The following is a 15,297-nucleotide window of genomic DNA, read 5'->3' as shown; positions in this document are numbered from 1 at the left end:
CACCCCCGCCTTGCCCACCCACCCAGGGGGGTCTGGGGGCGCAGCCCCCAGGGATGGGACGGGTAGGGGCGGCGGGGGCGAAGAAAATCCGACCGGCACCCCCGCCTTGCCCACCCACCTACCCGAGGCCTAGCGACCGCGACGTCCGCCCCGACGCCTCGTCGATCTCGTCGTGGGCCTTGGTCAGCAGCCTCATCGCCAGTTCGTTGAGAGCACGCGCCCCGGCGATCTCCTCACCGACCCGCGGCTGGTTCTCGTCGGAGCGATGCCGACTGGCGTACCCGTGGGCCCGTATCTCACTCCCGTCCGCAAGCCGTACGAGCGCCGCCGCCCGCGTACGCTGCTCGTCCTCCTCGAACTCCAGCTCGACATGCCATCCCACTGCGGTGTGCGTCATGACGATCACCTCCGGTACCGGTGCCGCTGATTCCAGGGTGCTCCCGCCCACCCCCGCACGCACGCCCGTTGTGTGACATTCGTCGCGATGACCCTGTTTACGGTGTCCTCAGACCTCCCACCGTGCTCTGCTGAAAGCTTCCCGCGAACGTCCCGCACCGACGCGAAGGAGTTGTCGTGCCCCATACCTCGTGCCGCCCCCGTCCCCACGGCAGCCGTTAACGAGCCCCGGGCACGTACCGACCATGCGCTGCTGTCTCCCCGCTCCCCTGGCCGCCCTGGCGGCGTTCCCCTCCCCGCGCGACCTGGCCCGCTCCGGCGCGCTGCTGACGCCCGCCGTCCTCCGCTCCGCGCTCGCCGCGCGCCGGGAGCGCCGGACCCACCCCGACACGGTGACGGCCCTCAACCTGGAGCTGGTCACGCTCACCGAGGACCGCGCCGTCATCACCTGGTACACGGCCGTGCCCGGCACCGACGACGGCTTCGGCCACCTGGTCCCGGCGGTCACCGAGGGCGAGGTGGTGTACGGCACCCACCCCGCCCACCTCGACCGTACGGCATCGGAGGACCACCCGACCGCCCACCACTACGTGGAGCTGACGGACCTGGAGCCGGGCCAGACCTACTACTACCGGGCCCGTTCGCGGGGCAGGGCGGCCACCCCGACCCCGCTGCACCTGGTGCGCGGCAACGCGGTGGGCACGTCCCTGCACGGCCTGGGCTCGCACGGCGGCCCGTACTCCTTCACGACCCCGCAGCCACCCCCCGGCCGCCACCTCCTCTCCATCGCCCTCTGCAACGACCTGCACCTCGGCGAGACGACAGCGGGCCTGGTGGCGGGCGTACCGATGCTGCGCGGGGTCTCGCAGCACCCCGGCCTGGACCCGTACCCGGAGATCATGAGCCGAGCGATGGTCGAGGAGGCCCACCGACGCGGAGCGGACGTACTTCTCGCCGCCGGTGACATCTCGGCGGCCGGCGCGGCCCGGGACCTGGCCGAGGCCCGCCGCATCCTGGACGGCTTCGGCACCCACGGACGGGACTACTTCGTCGTACGAGGCAACCACGACCGCCCCCGGAACCCCGACGACGACGCCTTCCGCGACGGCTTCCTGGACGGCTCCGGCGGCCCCGGCTACTTCGCGCGCGACCTGGGCGGCCTGCGCCTGATCGGCCTGGACACCTACGAGAAGAACGGCAACGGCGGCGACGCGGGCGGCCTGAGCGCGGAGCAACTGGCATGGTTCCAGGCCCGGTTGAGTTCGGACCGCGACCAACCGACGATCGTCTTCGGCCACCACCCCCTCACCACAAGGGACTCGGTGTTCCCGATGGGCCGAGGCCAGCGCCTGGACCGCGCCCAGGCCCGCTCGATCGTCGAGTCGTACGCCGCCGCCCCGGGCGTCTTCCTGCACCACGCGGGCCACACGCACCGCAACAAGCGCACGGCTCTGACGAGCGCGCCGCACGTCACCCAGCAGGAGGTCAGCGCGGTCAAGGACTACCCGGGCGGCTTCTGCCTCCTGCGCATCCACACCGGCGGCTACGCCCTCAACTACTACAAGAACAGCAGCGTCCCGGCCCGAGCCTGGGTCGAGCGCAGCCGCCGTACGGCAGGAGGCCTGTGGCCCCACCACGCCTTCGGCCGCGCGGTGACCGACCGCAACAGCATGCGCCTGCACGACCTGTCGGGCGTACGTGCTTACATGCCCGCGTGACAGCGAACACCCCTGCGAAAGCAGCCCGGTTCCGTATCCGCCCCCGCACGGAAGCCGACCTCGACGCGTGCGTACGAGTACTGGCGACGGTCCACGAGCGGAACGCGTACCCCGTCAACTGGCCGACGGACCCGCCCGGTTGGCTGACCCCGGACGCGCTGCTCGCGGCGTGGGTGGCGGAGGGGGAGAACGGCGAGAGCGGTGAGGGAATCCTCGGCCACATCGTCCTGTCCCGCAGCGGGGAGGGTGACGCGGCGGCGGCCCTGTGGACCGGGGGCCCGACGGCCGTGGTCAATCGCCTGTACGTCGATCCGGCGGCCCGGGGCCGAGGGGTCGGCGCGGCGCTGCTGGCCCGGGCGGTGACGGAGGCCGGCTCTCGTTCCCTGCACCCGGTGCTGGACGTGGCGTCGACGGACACAGCGGCGGCGGCCCTGTACGAGCGCCAGAGCTGGACGCTGCTGGCGGAGGTGGAGCAGGAGTGGGGCCCGGACCAGCGGGTGAAGGTCCGCTGCTACACGGCGCCGACGTGACCTCTCCGTCAGCGGGTTCCCCTACCCCGTGTGCAGCATCAGCCCGATCCCGATGACGAGGAGCCCGGCGGCGGCGACACGGGGCGCCCCGAACCGTTCCTTGAAGAAGACGGCTCCGATGCCCGCGCCGACGATGATCGAGGACTCGCGGAGGGCGGCGACGGGGGCGAGTTCGGCGCGGGTCTGCGCCCACAGCACGAGCCCGTAGGCGGCGACGGAGAGGGCGGCGCCGAGCAGCCCGACGGCGGCGAACGGCCTTACCGTGGCGAGGAATTGCCCCCGCCAGCGGTAGAGGGCGTAGGCAGGGATGGCAATGCCCTCAAGGGCCATGAGCCAGGCGATGTAGCCGAGCGCGGACCCGGAGGCCCGCACCCCCACCCCGTCGACGACGGTGTACGCGGCGATGGAGACCCCGGTGGCCAACGCGGCCCCGATCGCCGCCCAGTTGGGCCGCCGCCCGCGCAGCCCCCAGAGCGCGACGCCGGTAAGTCCCGCACAGGACAGGGCGATTCCGGCGGCGGCCCACCCGTCGGGCACCTCGTGCAGGAACACGGCGGCGAGAAGCGTGACGACGAGGGGTGCGGTACCGCGCGCGATCGGATAGGCCTGCCCGAAGTCCCCGAGCCGGAACGACCGCATGAGCAGCACGTAGTACGCGATGTGGATGAGGGCGGAAGTGACGAGATAGGGCCAGGCCCCGGCGGCGGGCACCGGCAGAAACGGCAGAGCGACCAGCCCGATGACCAAGCCCCCACCGGCGATGAGCGTGAACCCGACGAGCTTGTCGGTGATGCGGTGGGCGAGGGCGTTCCAGCAGGCGTGGGTGACGGCGGCGAGCAGTACGGCGGCGGTGACGGTGGGGGTCACGAAGCGGCCGACTCCCGCACGTCCACGAGGACGCCACCGGCATGCTCGATCAGGGCCTTCGGCTCCATGGGGAACACGGTGTAAGGGGTACCGGCGGCGGCCCAGACGAGGTCGTGCTCCAGCAGCGAACGGTCGGCGAGGACGGTCGTCCGGGTCCGGTGCCCGAAGGGCGGCACGCCTCCGATGGCGTACCCGGTGGTCTCCCGCACGACGTCCGCCTTGGCGCGGGTGACCTTGACGGCACCGAGTTCGCGCCGGACAAGCTCGACATCGACCCGGGAGGCGCCGTCCATGAGGACGAGCACGGGAACCCCGTCGGCGGCGAAGATCAACGACTTGCAGATCTGACTCAGCTCACACCCGATGGCGGCAGCGGCCTCGACAGCGGTACGCGTCTCGTCGGGGAACCGGCGGATACGGGAGGTGAGTTCACCGAGGCCCAACTGATCGAGGGCTTCGGCGAAACGGGGAGAGGTGGTCATGCCCGGCACGTTAGTGGGCGGGCCGGTGCATCACGAACGAATTCCGGGTGGTGGGCGGAGGCCCGCCCGAGCCACGTCTGTCCGGCTCCGGCCGGGAAAGAAGCCGGTGAGGGCTCCCCGTCCCCACGGGGCCCTCACCGGCCGGCTCTGTTCAGGCGGTGTACGTCAGGCGCGTACCAGCTCCCTGTCCTCGTCCTTCGGGCGGTTGTCGTCGTCCAGGGTGCGCAGGCCCTCGCCCTCCACGTCGACGTTCGGCAGGGCTCGGTCCAGCCACTTCGGGAGCCACCAGGCCTTCTTGCCCAGCAGGGCCAGTACCGCCGGGACGATCGCCATGCGGACCACGAACGCGTCGAAGAAGACCGCGATCGCCAGGCCGAAGCCGATCATCTTGATCATCGACTCGCTGGAGCTGATGAAGCCGCCGAAGACCGCCATCATGATGATCGCGGCGGCGACCACGACCCGGGCGCTGTGCCTGAACCCCGTCACCACGGCCTCGGACGGCGCCTCGCCGTGGACGTACGCCTCGCGCATCCGGGTCACGAGGAACACCTCGTAGTCCATCGCCAGGCCGAAGACCACGCCGACCATGAAGATCGGCATCATCGACATGATCGGGCCGGTCTCCTCCACCCCGATCAGACCGCTCAGCCAGCCCCACTGGAAGACCGCCACGACCGCGCCGAGCGCCGCCAGTACCGACAGCAGGAAGCCGAGCGCCGCCTTCAGCGGGACCAGGATCGAGCGGAAGACCACGATCAGGAGGAGGAAGGCGAGGCCCACCACCAGGATCAGATACGGGATCAGCGCGTCGGTGAGCTTCTGCGAGAAGTCGATGTTCATCGCGGTCGTGCCGGTGACCAGGACGTTCGCACCCGTGTCCGCCTTGACGTCGGCGCCCTCGGCACGGATCGCGTGCACCAGGTCCTCCGTCTCGACAGAGGACGGCTTGGAGTCCGGGATCACCGTGATCGTCGCGGTGTCACCCGCCTTGTTGAAGGTCGCCGGGGTCACCGTCACGACGTCCTTCAGGCCCTTGATCCGGTCGGTCAGCGCGTCGGCGTCGGCCTTCGGGTCAGCGCTGCCTGCGGCGTCGTACACGACCATCAGGGGACCGTTGAAGCCGGGGCCGAAGCCCTCCGAGAGGAGGTCGTAGGCGCGGCGCTGTGTCGTGGACGTCGGCTGCGAACCGTCGTCCGGCAGGCCCAGCTCCAACTGCGTCGCCGGAACCGCGATCGCACCCAGCCCGAGCACACCGAACAGCAGGACCGCCACCGGCCGCCGGATGACGAAACTCGCCCAGCGCGCACCCATGTTGGGCCCGGTCTGCTTCTCCAGCTTCTCCTGCTTCTCCTGCTTGTTCTTCTCGCTCTTCTTGCTCCTCTTGCTCTTCTTCTCTCCCGTCGGCTGCACCTTCTTGCCCGCGTACCCCAGCAGCGCCGGGACCATCGTCAGCGCGATGAGTACGGCGATCACGACCGTGCCCGCCGCCGCGAGGCCCATCTTCGTCAGCATCGGTACGTTGACGACCGCGAGGCCCGCCAAGGCGATCACGACCGTGAGGCCGGCGAAGACCACCGCCGAACCGGCGGTGCCGGTGGCGCGGCCCGCCGCCTCCTCGCGGTCCCGGCCCTCGGCCAGCTCGCCCCGGTAGCGGGAGACGATGAACAGGGCGTAGTCGATACCGACCGCGAGCCCGATCATCAGCGCGAGCGTCGACGTGGTGTCGCCGAGGTCGAGCGCCTTGGCCAGCACGGTGATGGTGGAGACACCGATCCCGACGCCGATGACCGCCGTCAGCAGCGGCAGCCCGGCGGCGACGACGGAACCCAGGGTGATGACCAGGACGACCGCCGCAAGGGCGAGGCCGATGACCTCACCGATCGCGCCCGGGTCGGCCGCGGCCTGCAGCGCGTCACCGCCGACGTCGACGGTCAGCCCGGTGGCCCGCGCCTCGTCCCCCGCCTTCTCCAGCGCGTCCTTGGTCGAGTCCGCCAGCTCCATGCCGGGCAGGTCGTACTTCACCGAGGTGTAGGCGACCGTGCCGTCCTTGCTCACCGCGTTCGTCGTGAACGGGTCGGTGACGGAGACGACTTCGGAACCGTCGCCCAGTTGCTTGACGGTCTTCGCGACGGTCGCCTTGTTGTCGGCGTCCGTCATCTTCTGGCCCTCGGGGGCCTTGAAGACTATGCGCCCGGTCGCGCCGTCGGCGCTCGCGCCGGGGAAGCGCTGTTCGAGCAGGTCGAAGGCCTTCTGGGCCTCCGTACCCGGAATCGAGAAGGAGGTGGTGCCCGCGGCGGGCGCGCTGGCCGCGCCGACTCCCGCGAGCGTCAGCAGCGCCACCCAGATCAGGGCGACGAAATGCCGTCGCCTGAAGGCGAGCCGGCCGAGTTTGTAGAGGAACGTGGCCACGAGGGCGTACTCCCGGTCAGGTCGTTTGAGGTGCAAATGGGCAGGGTTGATCGGCCTGTTGGGGCGCAGGGGGGATCAGCCCGACGACGTGAGCGGTCGCGTCAGGTACGTGGGTGTCTGTCTACGGAACTGGACTTACGGAACTGGCTTACGGAACTGGGCTTGCAGAACAGGGCTTACGGGACCGGCACGCCGAGGGCGGGGAGCACCACGGCGTCGATGTAGTCGCGCAAGTAGGCCTGCGTCGGGGGCAGTTCGTCGATGAGCGTGCGCGCCACGAAGCCGCCGATCATCATGTGCAGCACATAGTCGGCCGCCGGATTGTCCGCACGGACCTCACCACGGTCCATGGCACGCTGGATGACCGCGCGGAACTCCACCATCTCCGGTTCGACGAGCAGTTCCCTGAACGCCACCAGAAGATCGGGGTTCCCGTGGACCGCCATGCCCAGAGCCCGCATCAGCGCGGAGTTCTGTTCCATGGCGCAGTCGTCCTCCCGGACCAGCAGGGCGTGGAAGTCGCCGCGCAGGGACCCGGTGTCGACGTCCGCGATGGAGGCACCGCCCGGCTTGAAGTGCCGCATCGCCCTGACGACCAGTTCGGCCTTGCCACCCCACTGGCGGTAGAGCGTGGCCTTGCTGGACTTCGTACGAGCGGCGACGGCGTCCATCGTGAGGGCCTCGTAGCCGACCTCCCGGAGCAGGTCGAGCGTGGCGCCGTACAGCTCGGCCTCACGCTCGGGCGTGATCCGACTACGACGCGCCGTTGCGACCTCGGTCATGCCACTCACCCTTCCGGTTTCCAGTATCGGACGACACCGTTTCGTACAGCTTCGCCGTACGTCAATGAACATACCCTGAGAACGAGAGAAACGAAACCGTTTCGTACGTCTGCGGGACGTGTCCTGGCTCACGGATCGCCACGCGTCCGAGTCCCCGGGCGTCCGAGTCCCCGGGCGTCCGAAGATGCCGCGTGTCCGAAGTTGCTGCTGCCCCGTTCCCGGAAAAGCATGGGGAGGTGAGCTATCTGCGCCTCCCCCACCTCAGCGGCGACCTGCTGTCCTTCGTAGCCGAGGACGACCTCTGGCTCGCCCCCCTCGACGGCCCCGGCCGCGCCTGGCGGCTCACCGTCGACCGTACGAAGGTCGGACACCCACGCTTCTCGCCGGACGGCCGGCACATCGCGTACACGAGCTGGCGCAGCCTCGTGCCCGAGATCCACCACGCGCCGGTCGACGGCGGCCCCGCCCAGCGCCTCACCTACTGGGGCAGCGCCGACACCCAGGTCTGCGGCTGGTCCCCCGACGGCGACATCCTCGCCGTCGCCTCCCACGGCCAGCCCTTCTCGTACTTCACCTGGGCGTACAGCGTCCCGGCGGACGGCGGCCCCGGCGGCCGGCTCCCCTGGGGCCCGGTCTCCGACATCCAGGTCGCGGACATCGCCGGCGAGCGCAAGACCCTCCTACTCACCGGCACCCCACCCCACGAACCGGCCGCCTGGAAGCGCTACCGGGGCGGCGCCACCGGCCGCCTCTGGCTGCACGGCGAACGCCTCCTCCCCGACCTCGACGGCCACCTCCACTCCCCCATGTTCGTCGCCGACCGCATCGCCTTCCTCTCCGACCACGAGGGCGTCGGCAACCTCTACTCCTGCGCGTACGACGGCTCCGACCTGCGCCGCCACACCGACCACGACGCCTTCTACGCCCGCCACGCCGCGAGCGACGGCACCCGCGTCGTCTACCAGTGCGCGGGCGACCTGTGGATCGTCGACGACCTCGCCGCCGACTCCCTCCCCCGCCGCCTCGACGTCCGGCTCGGCGGTCCGCGCGCGGGCAGACGTACGTACCAGGTGCCGGCGGCGCAGCACGTGGACGGCATCTCGGTCGACGAGACGGGCCGCGCGAGCGCCGTCGTCGTACGCGGCAGCCTGTACTGGCTGACCCACCGCGACGGCCCGGCCCGGACGATCACCGACACCCCCGGCGTACGGGTCCGCCTCCCCGAGATGCTCGGCTCGGGCGGCCAGGTCGCGTACGTCACCGACGCCGAGGGCGAGGACGCGATCGAGATCGCCTACCTCCCGAGGGCGAGCGGCGAGCGCGAGCCGAGGCGGCTGGCGTCGGCCGCCCTGGGCCGGGTCCTGGAACTGGTGTCCGACCCGGCGGGCGAACGCCTCGCCGTGGCCGCCCACGACGGCCGCCTCCTGCTGCTCGACGCGACAGAGGACTCGAACGGGGATGCGACGGAGCTGATCTGCTCCCTCAACGGGCCGGTCACCGACCTGGCTTTCTCCCCGGACGGCGCCTGGCTGACCTGGTCGCACCCGGGCATCGGCCGCTCGCTCCGCCAGATCAAGATGGCCCGTATTTCCCCGAAGGGAGGAGAGGACCGCCTGATCGTGGACGTGACGAACGGCCGCTTCGAGGACGAGAACCCGGTGTTCACCCGCGACGGCCGCTACCTGGCCTTCCTCTCCTGGCGGGGCTTCGACCCGGTGTACGACGTCCACACGGGCGACCTCTCCTTCCCGCTCGGCTGCCGCCCGTACCTGGTCCCGCTCTCCTCCGCGACCCCGTCCCCCTTCGCGCTCTCCCCGGACGGCCGCCCGGCCGCAGGCGGCCTGGACCCGGAGGAGGAGGGCGGGGACGGCACGGTGACGGTCGAGGTCGAAGGTCTGGAGAGCCGGGTGACCCCCTTCCCGGTCACCGCCTCCAAGTACTCGGCACTGCACCCGGTCGCGGGCGGCGGACTGGTCTGGCTGCGCTGGCCGATCTCGGGCGCGCTGGGCGAGACGTTCGCGAACCCGGCGGACACGAGCGGTCGGCCGACCCTCGAATACTTCAACATCAGCAAGGCGAAAAAGTCCGAACTCGTCGACCACCTCGACTGGTTCGCGATGAGCGGCGACGCGACCCGCCTGGTGGTGGTGGACGACGACGAGCTACGGGCCGTCCCTTCCACCGACCCGGGCGACGGCGATACGACGGTCTGGATCGACCTGCGCCGAGTCCTGCACGAGGTAGATCCCCCGGCCGAGTGGCGCCAGTCGTACGAGGAGGCGGGCCGCCTGATCCGCGCCTACTTCTGGGAACCAGGGATGTGCGGCATCGACTGGGACGGCGTGCTGGAGCAGTACCGCCCACTGGTCGAACGGGTCGCCTCCCCCGACGAGTTCGCGGATCTACTCCGCGAGGTCCTGGGCGAACTGGGCACCTCCCACGCATACGTCACCGCGGCCCGCCGCAACGAGGGCCCACCCCACTACCAGCGCAGACAGGGCCTGCTGGGCGCCAACTTCGTCCGCAGGGAGGCCGGTTGGCTGCTGGACCGCATCCTCCCCGGCGACTCCTCGGACTCCAAGGCCCGTTCCCCGCTGGCCGGTTCGGGCATCCGCGAGGGCGCACTGCTCACGCATGTGGACGGCCGCCCGGTGGACCCGGTGACGGGCCCGTTCCCGTTGCTGGCGGGGGCGGGCGGTACGACGGTTGAGCTGACGTTCACGCCGCCGGAGGGCTCCCAGGGCGGGGGAAGGGCCAGACGGGTGGCGGTGGTCCCCCTGATCGACGAACGGCCCCTCCGCTACCAGGACTGGGTGGCCAAACGCCGCGAAGTCGTACGGGAGTTGAGCGGAGGCCGCTGCGGCTATCTGCACATCCCCGACATGGGCGGCTCAGGCTGGGCCCAGTTCAACCGCGACCTGCGCATGGAGGTGTCGAGACCGGCCCTGATCGTCGACGTACGCGGCAACGCGGGCGGCCACATCAGCGAGCTGGTGGTGGAGAAACTGACCCGCACGATCCTGGGCTGGGACCTGACCCGCAACGCCCAGCCGGTGTCGTACGCCTCAAACGCGCCCAGGGGACCGGTAGTCGCCCTGGCCGACGAGGCGACTTCGTCGGACGGCGACATGATCACGGCGGCGTTCAAACTCCTGGACCTGGGCCCGGTGGTGGGCCAGCGGACCTGGGGCGGAGTGGTGGGCATGACCGGCCGCCACCGCCTGGGCGACGGCACGGTGATCACGGTCCCGATGAACGCGGCCTGGTTCGACACCTACGGCTGGACAGTCGAAAACCAGGGCGTGGCCCCCGACTTGGAGATCCTCCGCACCCCCCTGGACTGGGCGGAGGGCCACCACGTCGAAATGGACGAGGCGATCAAACTGGCCCTGACCCTCCTGAACACAAAACCAGCGGCCACCCCACCGACATACGACGAGGTCCCCAACCGCTCACGCCCAAAACTCCCTCCACGCAGGCATACCTAAGGGGCGCGGGGAACTGCGCGACAAGCCCCCACACACCCGCACCCGACAACGCACCTCAAAACAAAAACGCAGGGTGCCCTCAAAAACAGAGGGCACCCCACGCAAATCAGCTGACCCCAGGACTAGATGTCGTAGTCCTGATTCAACCGATCCTCTTCCTCCCGCACCGCCCGCTCCGTCTCCTCGTCCCGCGGACGCCCGCGCTCCGGAGACTCCTGCTGGCCCTGGCGGTCCTGCCGACCCTGCTGGCCCTCCCGGCGCTGACCCGACTCCCGGGCCTGCTCCATCTTCTCCTTGGCCTGCCGGGCCTTCTCCTGCATCTCGTCCTTCATGCCCATGTGAGTTCACTCCCGTAAGTGGGTGAGGGGATCGGGGCTCGACCAGACTCACACGCCAACACAAAGCACGCATTTCGATCAGTCACGGTCGGTCACTGATCGCGACCTACCCCCGCCCCCGAGCCTCCTCATCAGCAGCCCCACCCGCCCCGACCAACCCCGTCCGCATCCCCTGCAACCGCCCCGAGAACCGCCCGACCTCCCGCGCCCCCACCGCCCCGATGATCCCCGGCAGATACCCCCGTACCCCCTGCATCCCGCGCAGCCACCACTGCCCGTACACATGGCTGGACCTCCGCTCGATCCCGGCGACGAGCCGGTCGACGGCAGGCCCCAGCGGATACGTCTTGCCGGCCGGCCACGGCAACTTCTGCCTCAACTCCCGCATGACGTCGTCCTGGTCGGCCCCGCGGACCATGTCGGTGTCGGTCCAGGACAGATACGCGACGCCCACCCCGACACCCTTGTACCCGACCTCGGCGCGCAGACAGTGCGCGTACGCCTCGACACCGGACTTGGACGCGCAGTAGGCGGTCATCATCGGCGCGGGAGTGATCGCGGCCAGCGAGGCGATCTGCAGCAGATACCCCCGGCTCTCCATCAACACCGGCAGGAACGCCCGCGCGGTGACGGCGGACCCGATCAGATTGACCTCGATGACCCGCCGCCAGGACTCCGGATCGGAGTCGACGAAGGGCCCGCCGCTCGCGACCCCCGCGTTGGCGACGACGATGTCGACCTTCCCGAACCGTTCCTTGACCTCGGCCGCGACCCGGGACATCGCCTCGTGGTCGGTGACGTCGGCGTACCAGGCCTGGCTCTCGGTGTGCAGCCGTTCCGAGACCTGTTTGAGGGCGTCGGCCTCAAGACCGACCAGCGCGACCTTGGCCCCGCGCGCGGAGAGCTTGCGCGCGAGCAGCTCCCCGACCCCGCGCGCGGCCCCGGTGACGACAGCGACCTGTCCGTCCAGACTGACCTTGCTCATGCGCCCTCCTCGATACGTACGTCGCCCTGCGACGACTCCTGTGGCCCCAACCGGCCGTAAGCCACGACGAGTTCACGAATGACGCCGGTCACGGCAGCCGGCGCCTCGACCGGAGTCATGTGCCCGAGCCCGGCCAGCTCGGTCACACCGTGGCAGTCGGGCAGCGCGGCGGCCAGGGCGCGCGCGTGCACGGGCGGGGTCATCCGGTCGGCCGTACCGACGACAACGGCGGCCGGTACGGTCAACTCCCCTATGTTGGAGTCGAGTTGGACCCCGTCCAGCACCCGCGCCCACGAGTACCGCACCTTGCGCGGACAGGCGTGCACGATCCGGGCGCACGCCTCCACCATGGCGGCCGACGAACCGGGGCCCATGGTCGCGTACTTGAGGATGCGCCGGGACACGGGCGTGACCGGCCCGAGCGGCGCACGCGAACTGAGCCCGACCCGCGTGAGCCAGGTCCGCAGCCGCCCGGCCCGCATCGGCACGACCAGCGCCTCGGCGACCAGCCGCGAACTCCCTGTGCTGCACAGCAGTACGGCCGCCGCGTGCTCCCGGAACCCCGGCCGCGCGGACGCGGCCAGTACGGTCATCCCGCCCATGGAGTGCCCGGCAACCACGGCCTTCTCGCCGGGCGCGAGGGTCGCCGCGAGTACGGCCTCCAGGTCGTCGGCGAGTACGTCGGTGCTGTGGACGCGGCTCGCGGGACTGCGTCCGTGTCCGCGCTGGTCGTAGGCCACCACCCGGTGATCGGGGGCGAGTTCGCGGATCTGCGCGGCCCAGAAGGCGGTGGAGCAGGTCCAGCCGTGCGAGAGGACGACCACGGGCCCGTCGTCGACGCCGTGCACCTCGACGTGCAGCCGGGCCCCGTCGGCGGAGACGGCGGTGAGTTCGCGGACGGGGACGGGCGGGGTGTAGGGCCCCTCGGCGACGGACATCAACCGGCTCACGCGCCCACCTCCACAGGGGAGTTGGCGTCGCCACTGCCAACGGTCGCCGCCCGCAGCACCTCGTACTCGGCGAGATCCACGCGCCGGGTGGCCCGCCGGAACTCGGAGGTCGTACCGGGCCAGACGGTGGTGTTGCGCCCCTCCGCGTCCAGATACCAACTACTGCACCCACCCGTGTTCCACACGGTACGCAGCATCCGCTCCTGCACCCGCTCGTTCCAGGCGTCGACGGCGGCGGCCCGCGCGTCGAGGGCGACCCGCCCCCCGAGCACGTCCAACTGCCGTACGTAGTCGGCGAGATAGTTGAGCTGGGACTCGATCATCAGGATCATGGAGGAGTTCCCGAGGCCGGTGTTGGGCCCGATGATCGTCATCCAGTTGGGGAAGCCGGCGGCCGAGGCCCCGCGCAGCGCCCGCATCCCGCTGTCCGCCCAGGCCTCGGCGAGCGTACGCCCGTCGGCGCCGACGACCCGGTCGGCGATGGGCATGTCGGTGACATGGAACCCCGTACCGAAGACGATGGCGTCGACCTCGGCCGTGCTCCCGTCGGCGCCGACGACGGTGGACCCGCGCACTTCGCTCAACCCGCTTGCCACCACGTCCACGTTGGGCTGGGTGAGCGCCGGATAGTAGGCACTCGACAGCAGGATGCGCTTGCAGCCGATGCGGTAGTCGGGGGTCAACTTGGCGCGCAGGGCCGGGTCCTTGACGGAGCGGCTCATGTTGCGCTTGGCCAGCGCCTCCACCAGACCCAGCTCACCCGGGTGCTTGGTGAACGCCTGGACCTGCAACTCCCGCATGCCCCAAAGGAGTCCGCGCCGCAGCCGGGTGGTGAAGGGCAGCGCCCGGTGCACGGCGCGCTCGGCGCCGCCGATGGCCCGGTCGACGCGGGGCATCACCCAGGGCGGGGTGCGCTGGAAGAGGGTGAGGCGGGAGACGTCGGGCTGGATGGCGGGCACGATCTGGATGGCGGAGGCGCCGGTCCCGACGACGGCGACGCGCTTGCCGCGCAGGTCGTAGTCGTGGTCCCAGCGGGCGGAGTGGAAGACCTTGCCGGGGAAGGTGTCGAGCCCCGGGATGTCCGGCACCTTGGGATCGGAGAGGGGCCCGGTGGCGGAGACGACGAGATCGGCGAGGAGAGTCCCACTGCTCGTCTCGACCACCCACACCAGCCGCGCCGCGTCCCAAGTCATGTTCTTCACCTCGGAGTTGAGGCGGAGATGGGGCCGCAGCCCGAAGACGTCGGTGACGTGCTCCAGATAGGCGCGGATGTGCTCCTGCCCCGAGAAGGCGCGCGGCCAGTCGGGGTTGGGCGCGAAGGAGAAGGAGTAGAGGTGGGAGGGCACGTCACAGGCGCACCCCGGATAGCTGTTGTCGCGCCAGGTCCCGCCGACGCTGCCGGCGCGCTCCAGCACGACGAAGTCGGTGATCCCCTCCCGGCGCAGCCGCACGGCGGCCCCGAGCCCACCGAACCCGGACCCGATCACCGCCACCCGCACATGCTCGTGTCCGGCTTCGCGTTCAGCTTTCCGTTCGGCTTCCTCTTCGGCCATGCCGATGCCCTTCCCTGCGCGACCGCGCCAGTGAACACTGGCGCAATGGGGAGAGTAGAGCAGCTTCGTACTGACCGGTAGGGGCCGGGAGAGGGAAAGTTACCGCCGGTACGCCTTAAGGTGCCGAAGTGGCAGACGCAGAGAACACCGCAGAGCACGAGTACCGGATGGAGGAGCTGGCCGGGCTGGCCGGCATCACCGTCCGCACCCTGCGCTTCTACCGCGAACGCAAACTGATCCCGCCACCGCGCCGCGAGGGCCGTATCGCCTGGTACGACGACCACCACCTGGCCCGGCTGCGCACGATCTCGGCGCTGCTGGAACGCGGCCACACCCTCAACGGCATCGCGGAACTGGCCGAGGCCTTCGACCACGGCCGCGACGTGGCCGACCTGCTGGGCCTCGGCGACCCCACCGAGGAGACCCCGATCCGCCTGACCCCCGAGGACCTGGCCGACCGCTTCGGCCCGGAGGCCACCCCCGAGAACCTCGCGGCCTCGATGGACCTCGGCTACCTGGGCACCGACGGCGACCAGATCGTCCACATCAGCCGCAGCCTCCTGGAGGCGTCGTCGGCGCTGGTCCAGGAGGGCATCCCGCTGTCGGCGGTCCTGGCGGCGGGCAAACGGGTCCGCGACCACGCGGACGCCCTGGCCGAGATCTTCACGGACATGCTCCGCACCCACACCCCGGACGCGGACCCCACCCTGCTGCGCCCGCTGGCCCGCCGGGTGATGGAGGCGGAACTGTCCCTGGCCCTGGACCGCAGACTGCGCCAGAACCCCTGAGGACCAGC

At 70.7% G+C, this 15,297-nt stretch carries 13 protein-coding genes; 4 read left to right on the top strand and 9 right to left on the bottom strand.

What is annotated here, in order from left to right; translation table 11 throughout:
• Positions 1-118: 118 nt before the first annotated feature.
• A complete protein-coding gene (locus tag CW359_RS23335) occupies positions 119-397 on the bottom strand; it encodes a DUF1876 domain-containing protein (protein WP_105972047.1) in 279 nt (92 codons plus the stop codon).
• Positions 398-641: 244 nt separating this feature from the next.
• Here CW359_RS23335 and CW359_RS23330 point away from each other — a divergent pair, with 244 nt between their 5' ends.
• On the top strand, positions 642-2,114 hold the full coding sequence (locus CW359_RS23330; protein ID WP_105972024.1) for a purple acid phosphatase family protein: 1,473 nt from the start codon (positions 642-644) through the stop codon (positions 2,112-2,114).
• The gene (locus CW359_RS23325; protein ID WP_105972023.1) at positions 2,111-2,644 is read left to right on the top strand and encodes a GNAT family N-acetyltransferase; all 534 of its coding nucleotides are present in this window, start codon (positions 2,111-2,113) and stop codon (positions 2,642-2,644) included. The genes CW359_RS23330 and CW359_RS23325 overlap by 4 nt, the downstream gene beginning before the upstream one ends.
• A 21-nt stretch (positions 2,645-2,665) precedes the next feature.
• On the opposite strand, the gene CW359_RS23320 is transcribed toward CW359_RS23325, so the two are convergent.
• From CW359_RS23320 to CW359_RS23305, 4 genes are all read right to left on the bottom strand, one after another.
• Complete coding sequence (locus CW359_RS23320; RefSeq protein WP_105972022.1) at positions 2,666-3,511, bottom strand: DMT family transporter; 846 nt, start codon at positions 3,509-3,511, stop codon at positions 2,666-2,668.
• Positions 3,508-3,993 carry a YbaK/EbsC family protein gene (locus tag CW359_RS23315; RefSeq protein WP_105972021.1) on the bottom strand — a complete coding sequence of 162 codons (486 nt, stop codon included), beginning with the start codon at positions 3,991-3,993 and terminating at the stop codon, positions 3,508-3,510. Before CW359_RS23315 ends, CW359_RS23320 begins: the two co-directional genes overlap by 4 nt.
• 165 nt (positions 3,994-4,158) lie before the next feature.
• Positions 4,159-6,405 carry an MMPL family transporter gene (locus CW359_RS23310; RefSeq protein ID WP_105972020.1) on the bottom strand — a complete coding sequence of 749 codons (2,247 nt, stop codon included), beginning with the start codon at positions 6,403-6,405 and terminating at the stop codon, positions 4,159-4,161.
• Between the two features lie 176 nt (positions 6,406-6,581).
• Positions 6,582-7,187: a TetR/AcrR family transcriptional regulator gene (locus tag CW359_RS23305; RefSeq protein WP_105972019.1), complete on the bottom strand. Its 606-nt coding sequence runs from the start codon at positions 7,185-7,187 to the stop codon at positions 6,582-6,584.
• 236 nt (positions 7,188-7,423) lie between these two features.
• Between CW359_RS23305 and CW359_RS23300 the strand changes: the two genes are divergently transcribed.
• The gene (locus CW359_RS23300) at positions 7,424-10,675 is read left to right on the top strand and encodes a S41 family peptidase (RefSeq protein ID WP_105972018.1); all 3,252 of its coding nucleotides are present in this window, start codon (positions 7,424-7,426) and stop codon (positions 10,673-10,675) included.
• Positions 10,676-10,797: 122 nt separating this feature from the next.
• Here CW359_RS23300 and CW359_RS23295 read toward each other — a convergent pair whose 3' ends face one another.
• The 4 genes from CW359_RS23295 to CW359_RS23280 form a co-directional block, all read right to left on the bottom strand.
• Complete coding sequence (locus CW359_RS23295; protein ID WP_105972017.1) at positions 10,798-11,013, bottom strand: hypothetical protein; 216 nt, start codon at positions 11,011-11,013, stop codon at positions 10,798-10,800.
• 106 nt (positions 11,014-11,119) lie between these two features.
• Complete coding sequence (locus CW359_RS23290) at positions 11,120-11,998, bottom strand: SDR family oxidoreductase (protein ID WP_105972016.1); 879 nt, start codon at positions 11,996-11,998, stop codon at positions 11,120-11,122.
• Positions 11,995-12,948: an alpha/beta fold hydrolase gene (locus tag CW359_RS23285; RefSeq protein ID WP_105972015.1), complete on the bottom strand. Its 954-nt coding sequence runs from the start codon at positions 12,946-12,948 to the stop codon at positions 11,995-11,997. The genes CW359_RS23290 and CW359_RS23285 overlap by 4 nt, the downstream gene beginning before the upstream one ends.
• Positions 12,945-14,501, bottom strand: coding sequence for a flavin-containing monooxygenase (locus tag CW359_RS23280; protein WP_105972014.1), 1,557 nt, complete (start codon positions 14,499-14,501; stop codon positions 12,945-12,947). The genes CW359_RS23285 and CW359_RS23280 overlap by 4 nt, the downstream gene beginning before the upstream one ends.
• Positions 14,502-14,668: 167 nt before the next feature.
• On the opposite strand from CW359_RS23280, the gene CW359_RS23275 reads away from it, so the two are divergent.
• Positions 14,669-15,289, top strand: a complete 621-nt coding sequence (locus CW359_RS23275; RefSeq protein ID WP_105972046.1) for a MerR family transcriptional regulator — start codon at positions 14,669-14,671, stop codon at positions 15,287-15,289.
• The last annotated feature ends 8 nt before the right edge of the window (positions 15,290-15,297 follow it).

The sequence above is a fragment of the Streptomyces geranii genome, from assembly GCF_002954775.1.
Lineage (GTDB): Bacteria > Actinomycetota > Actinomycetes > Streptomycetales > Streptomycetaceae > Streptomyces > Streptomyces geranii.
Note: the sequence above shows the minus strand (reverse complement) of the source record. Positions and strands in the feature narration are given on the sequence as shown.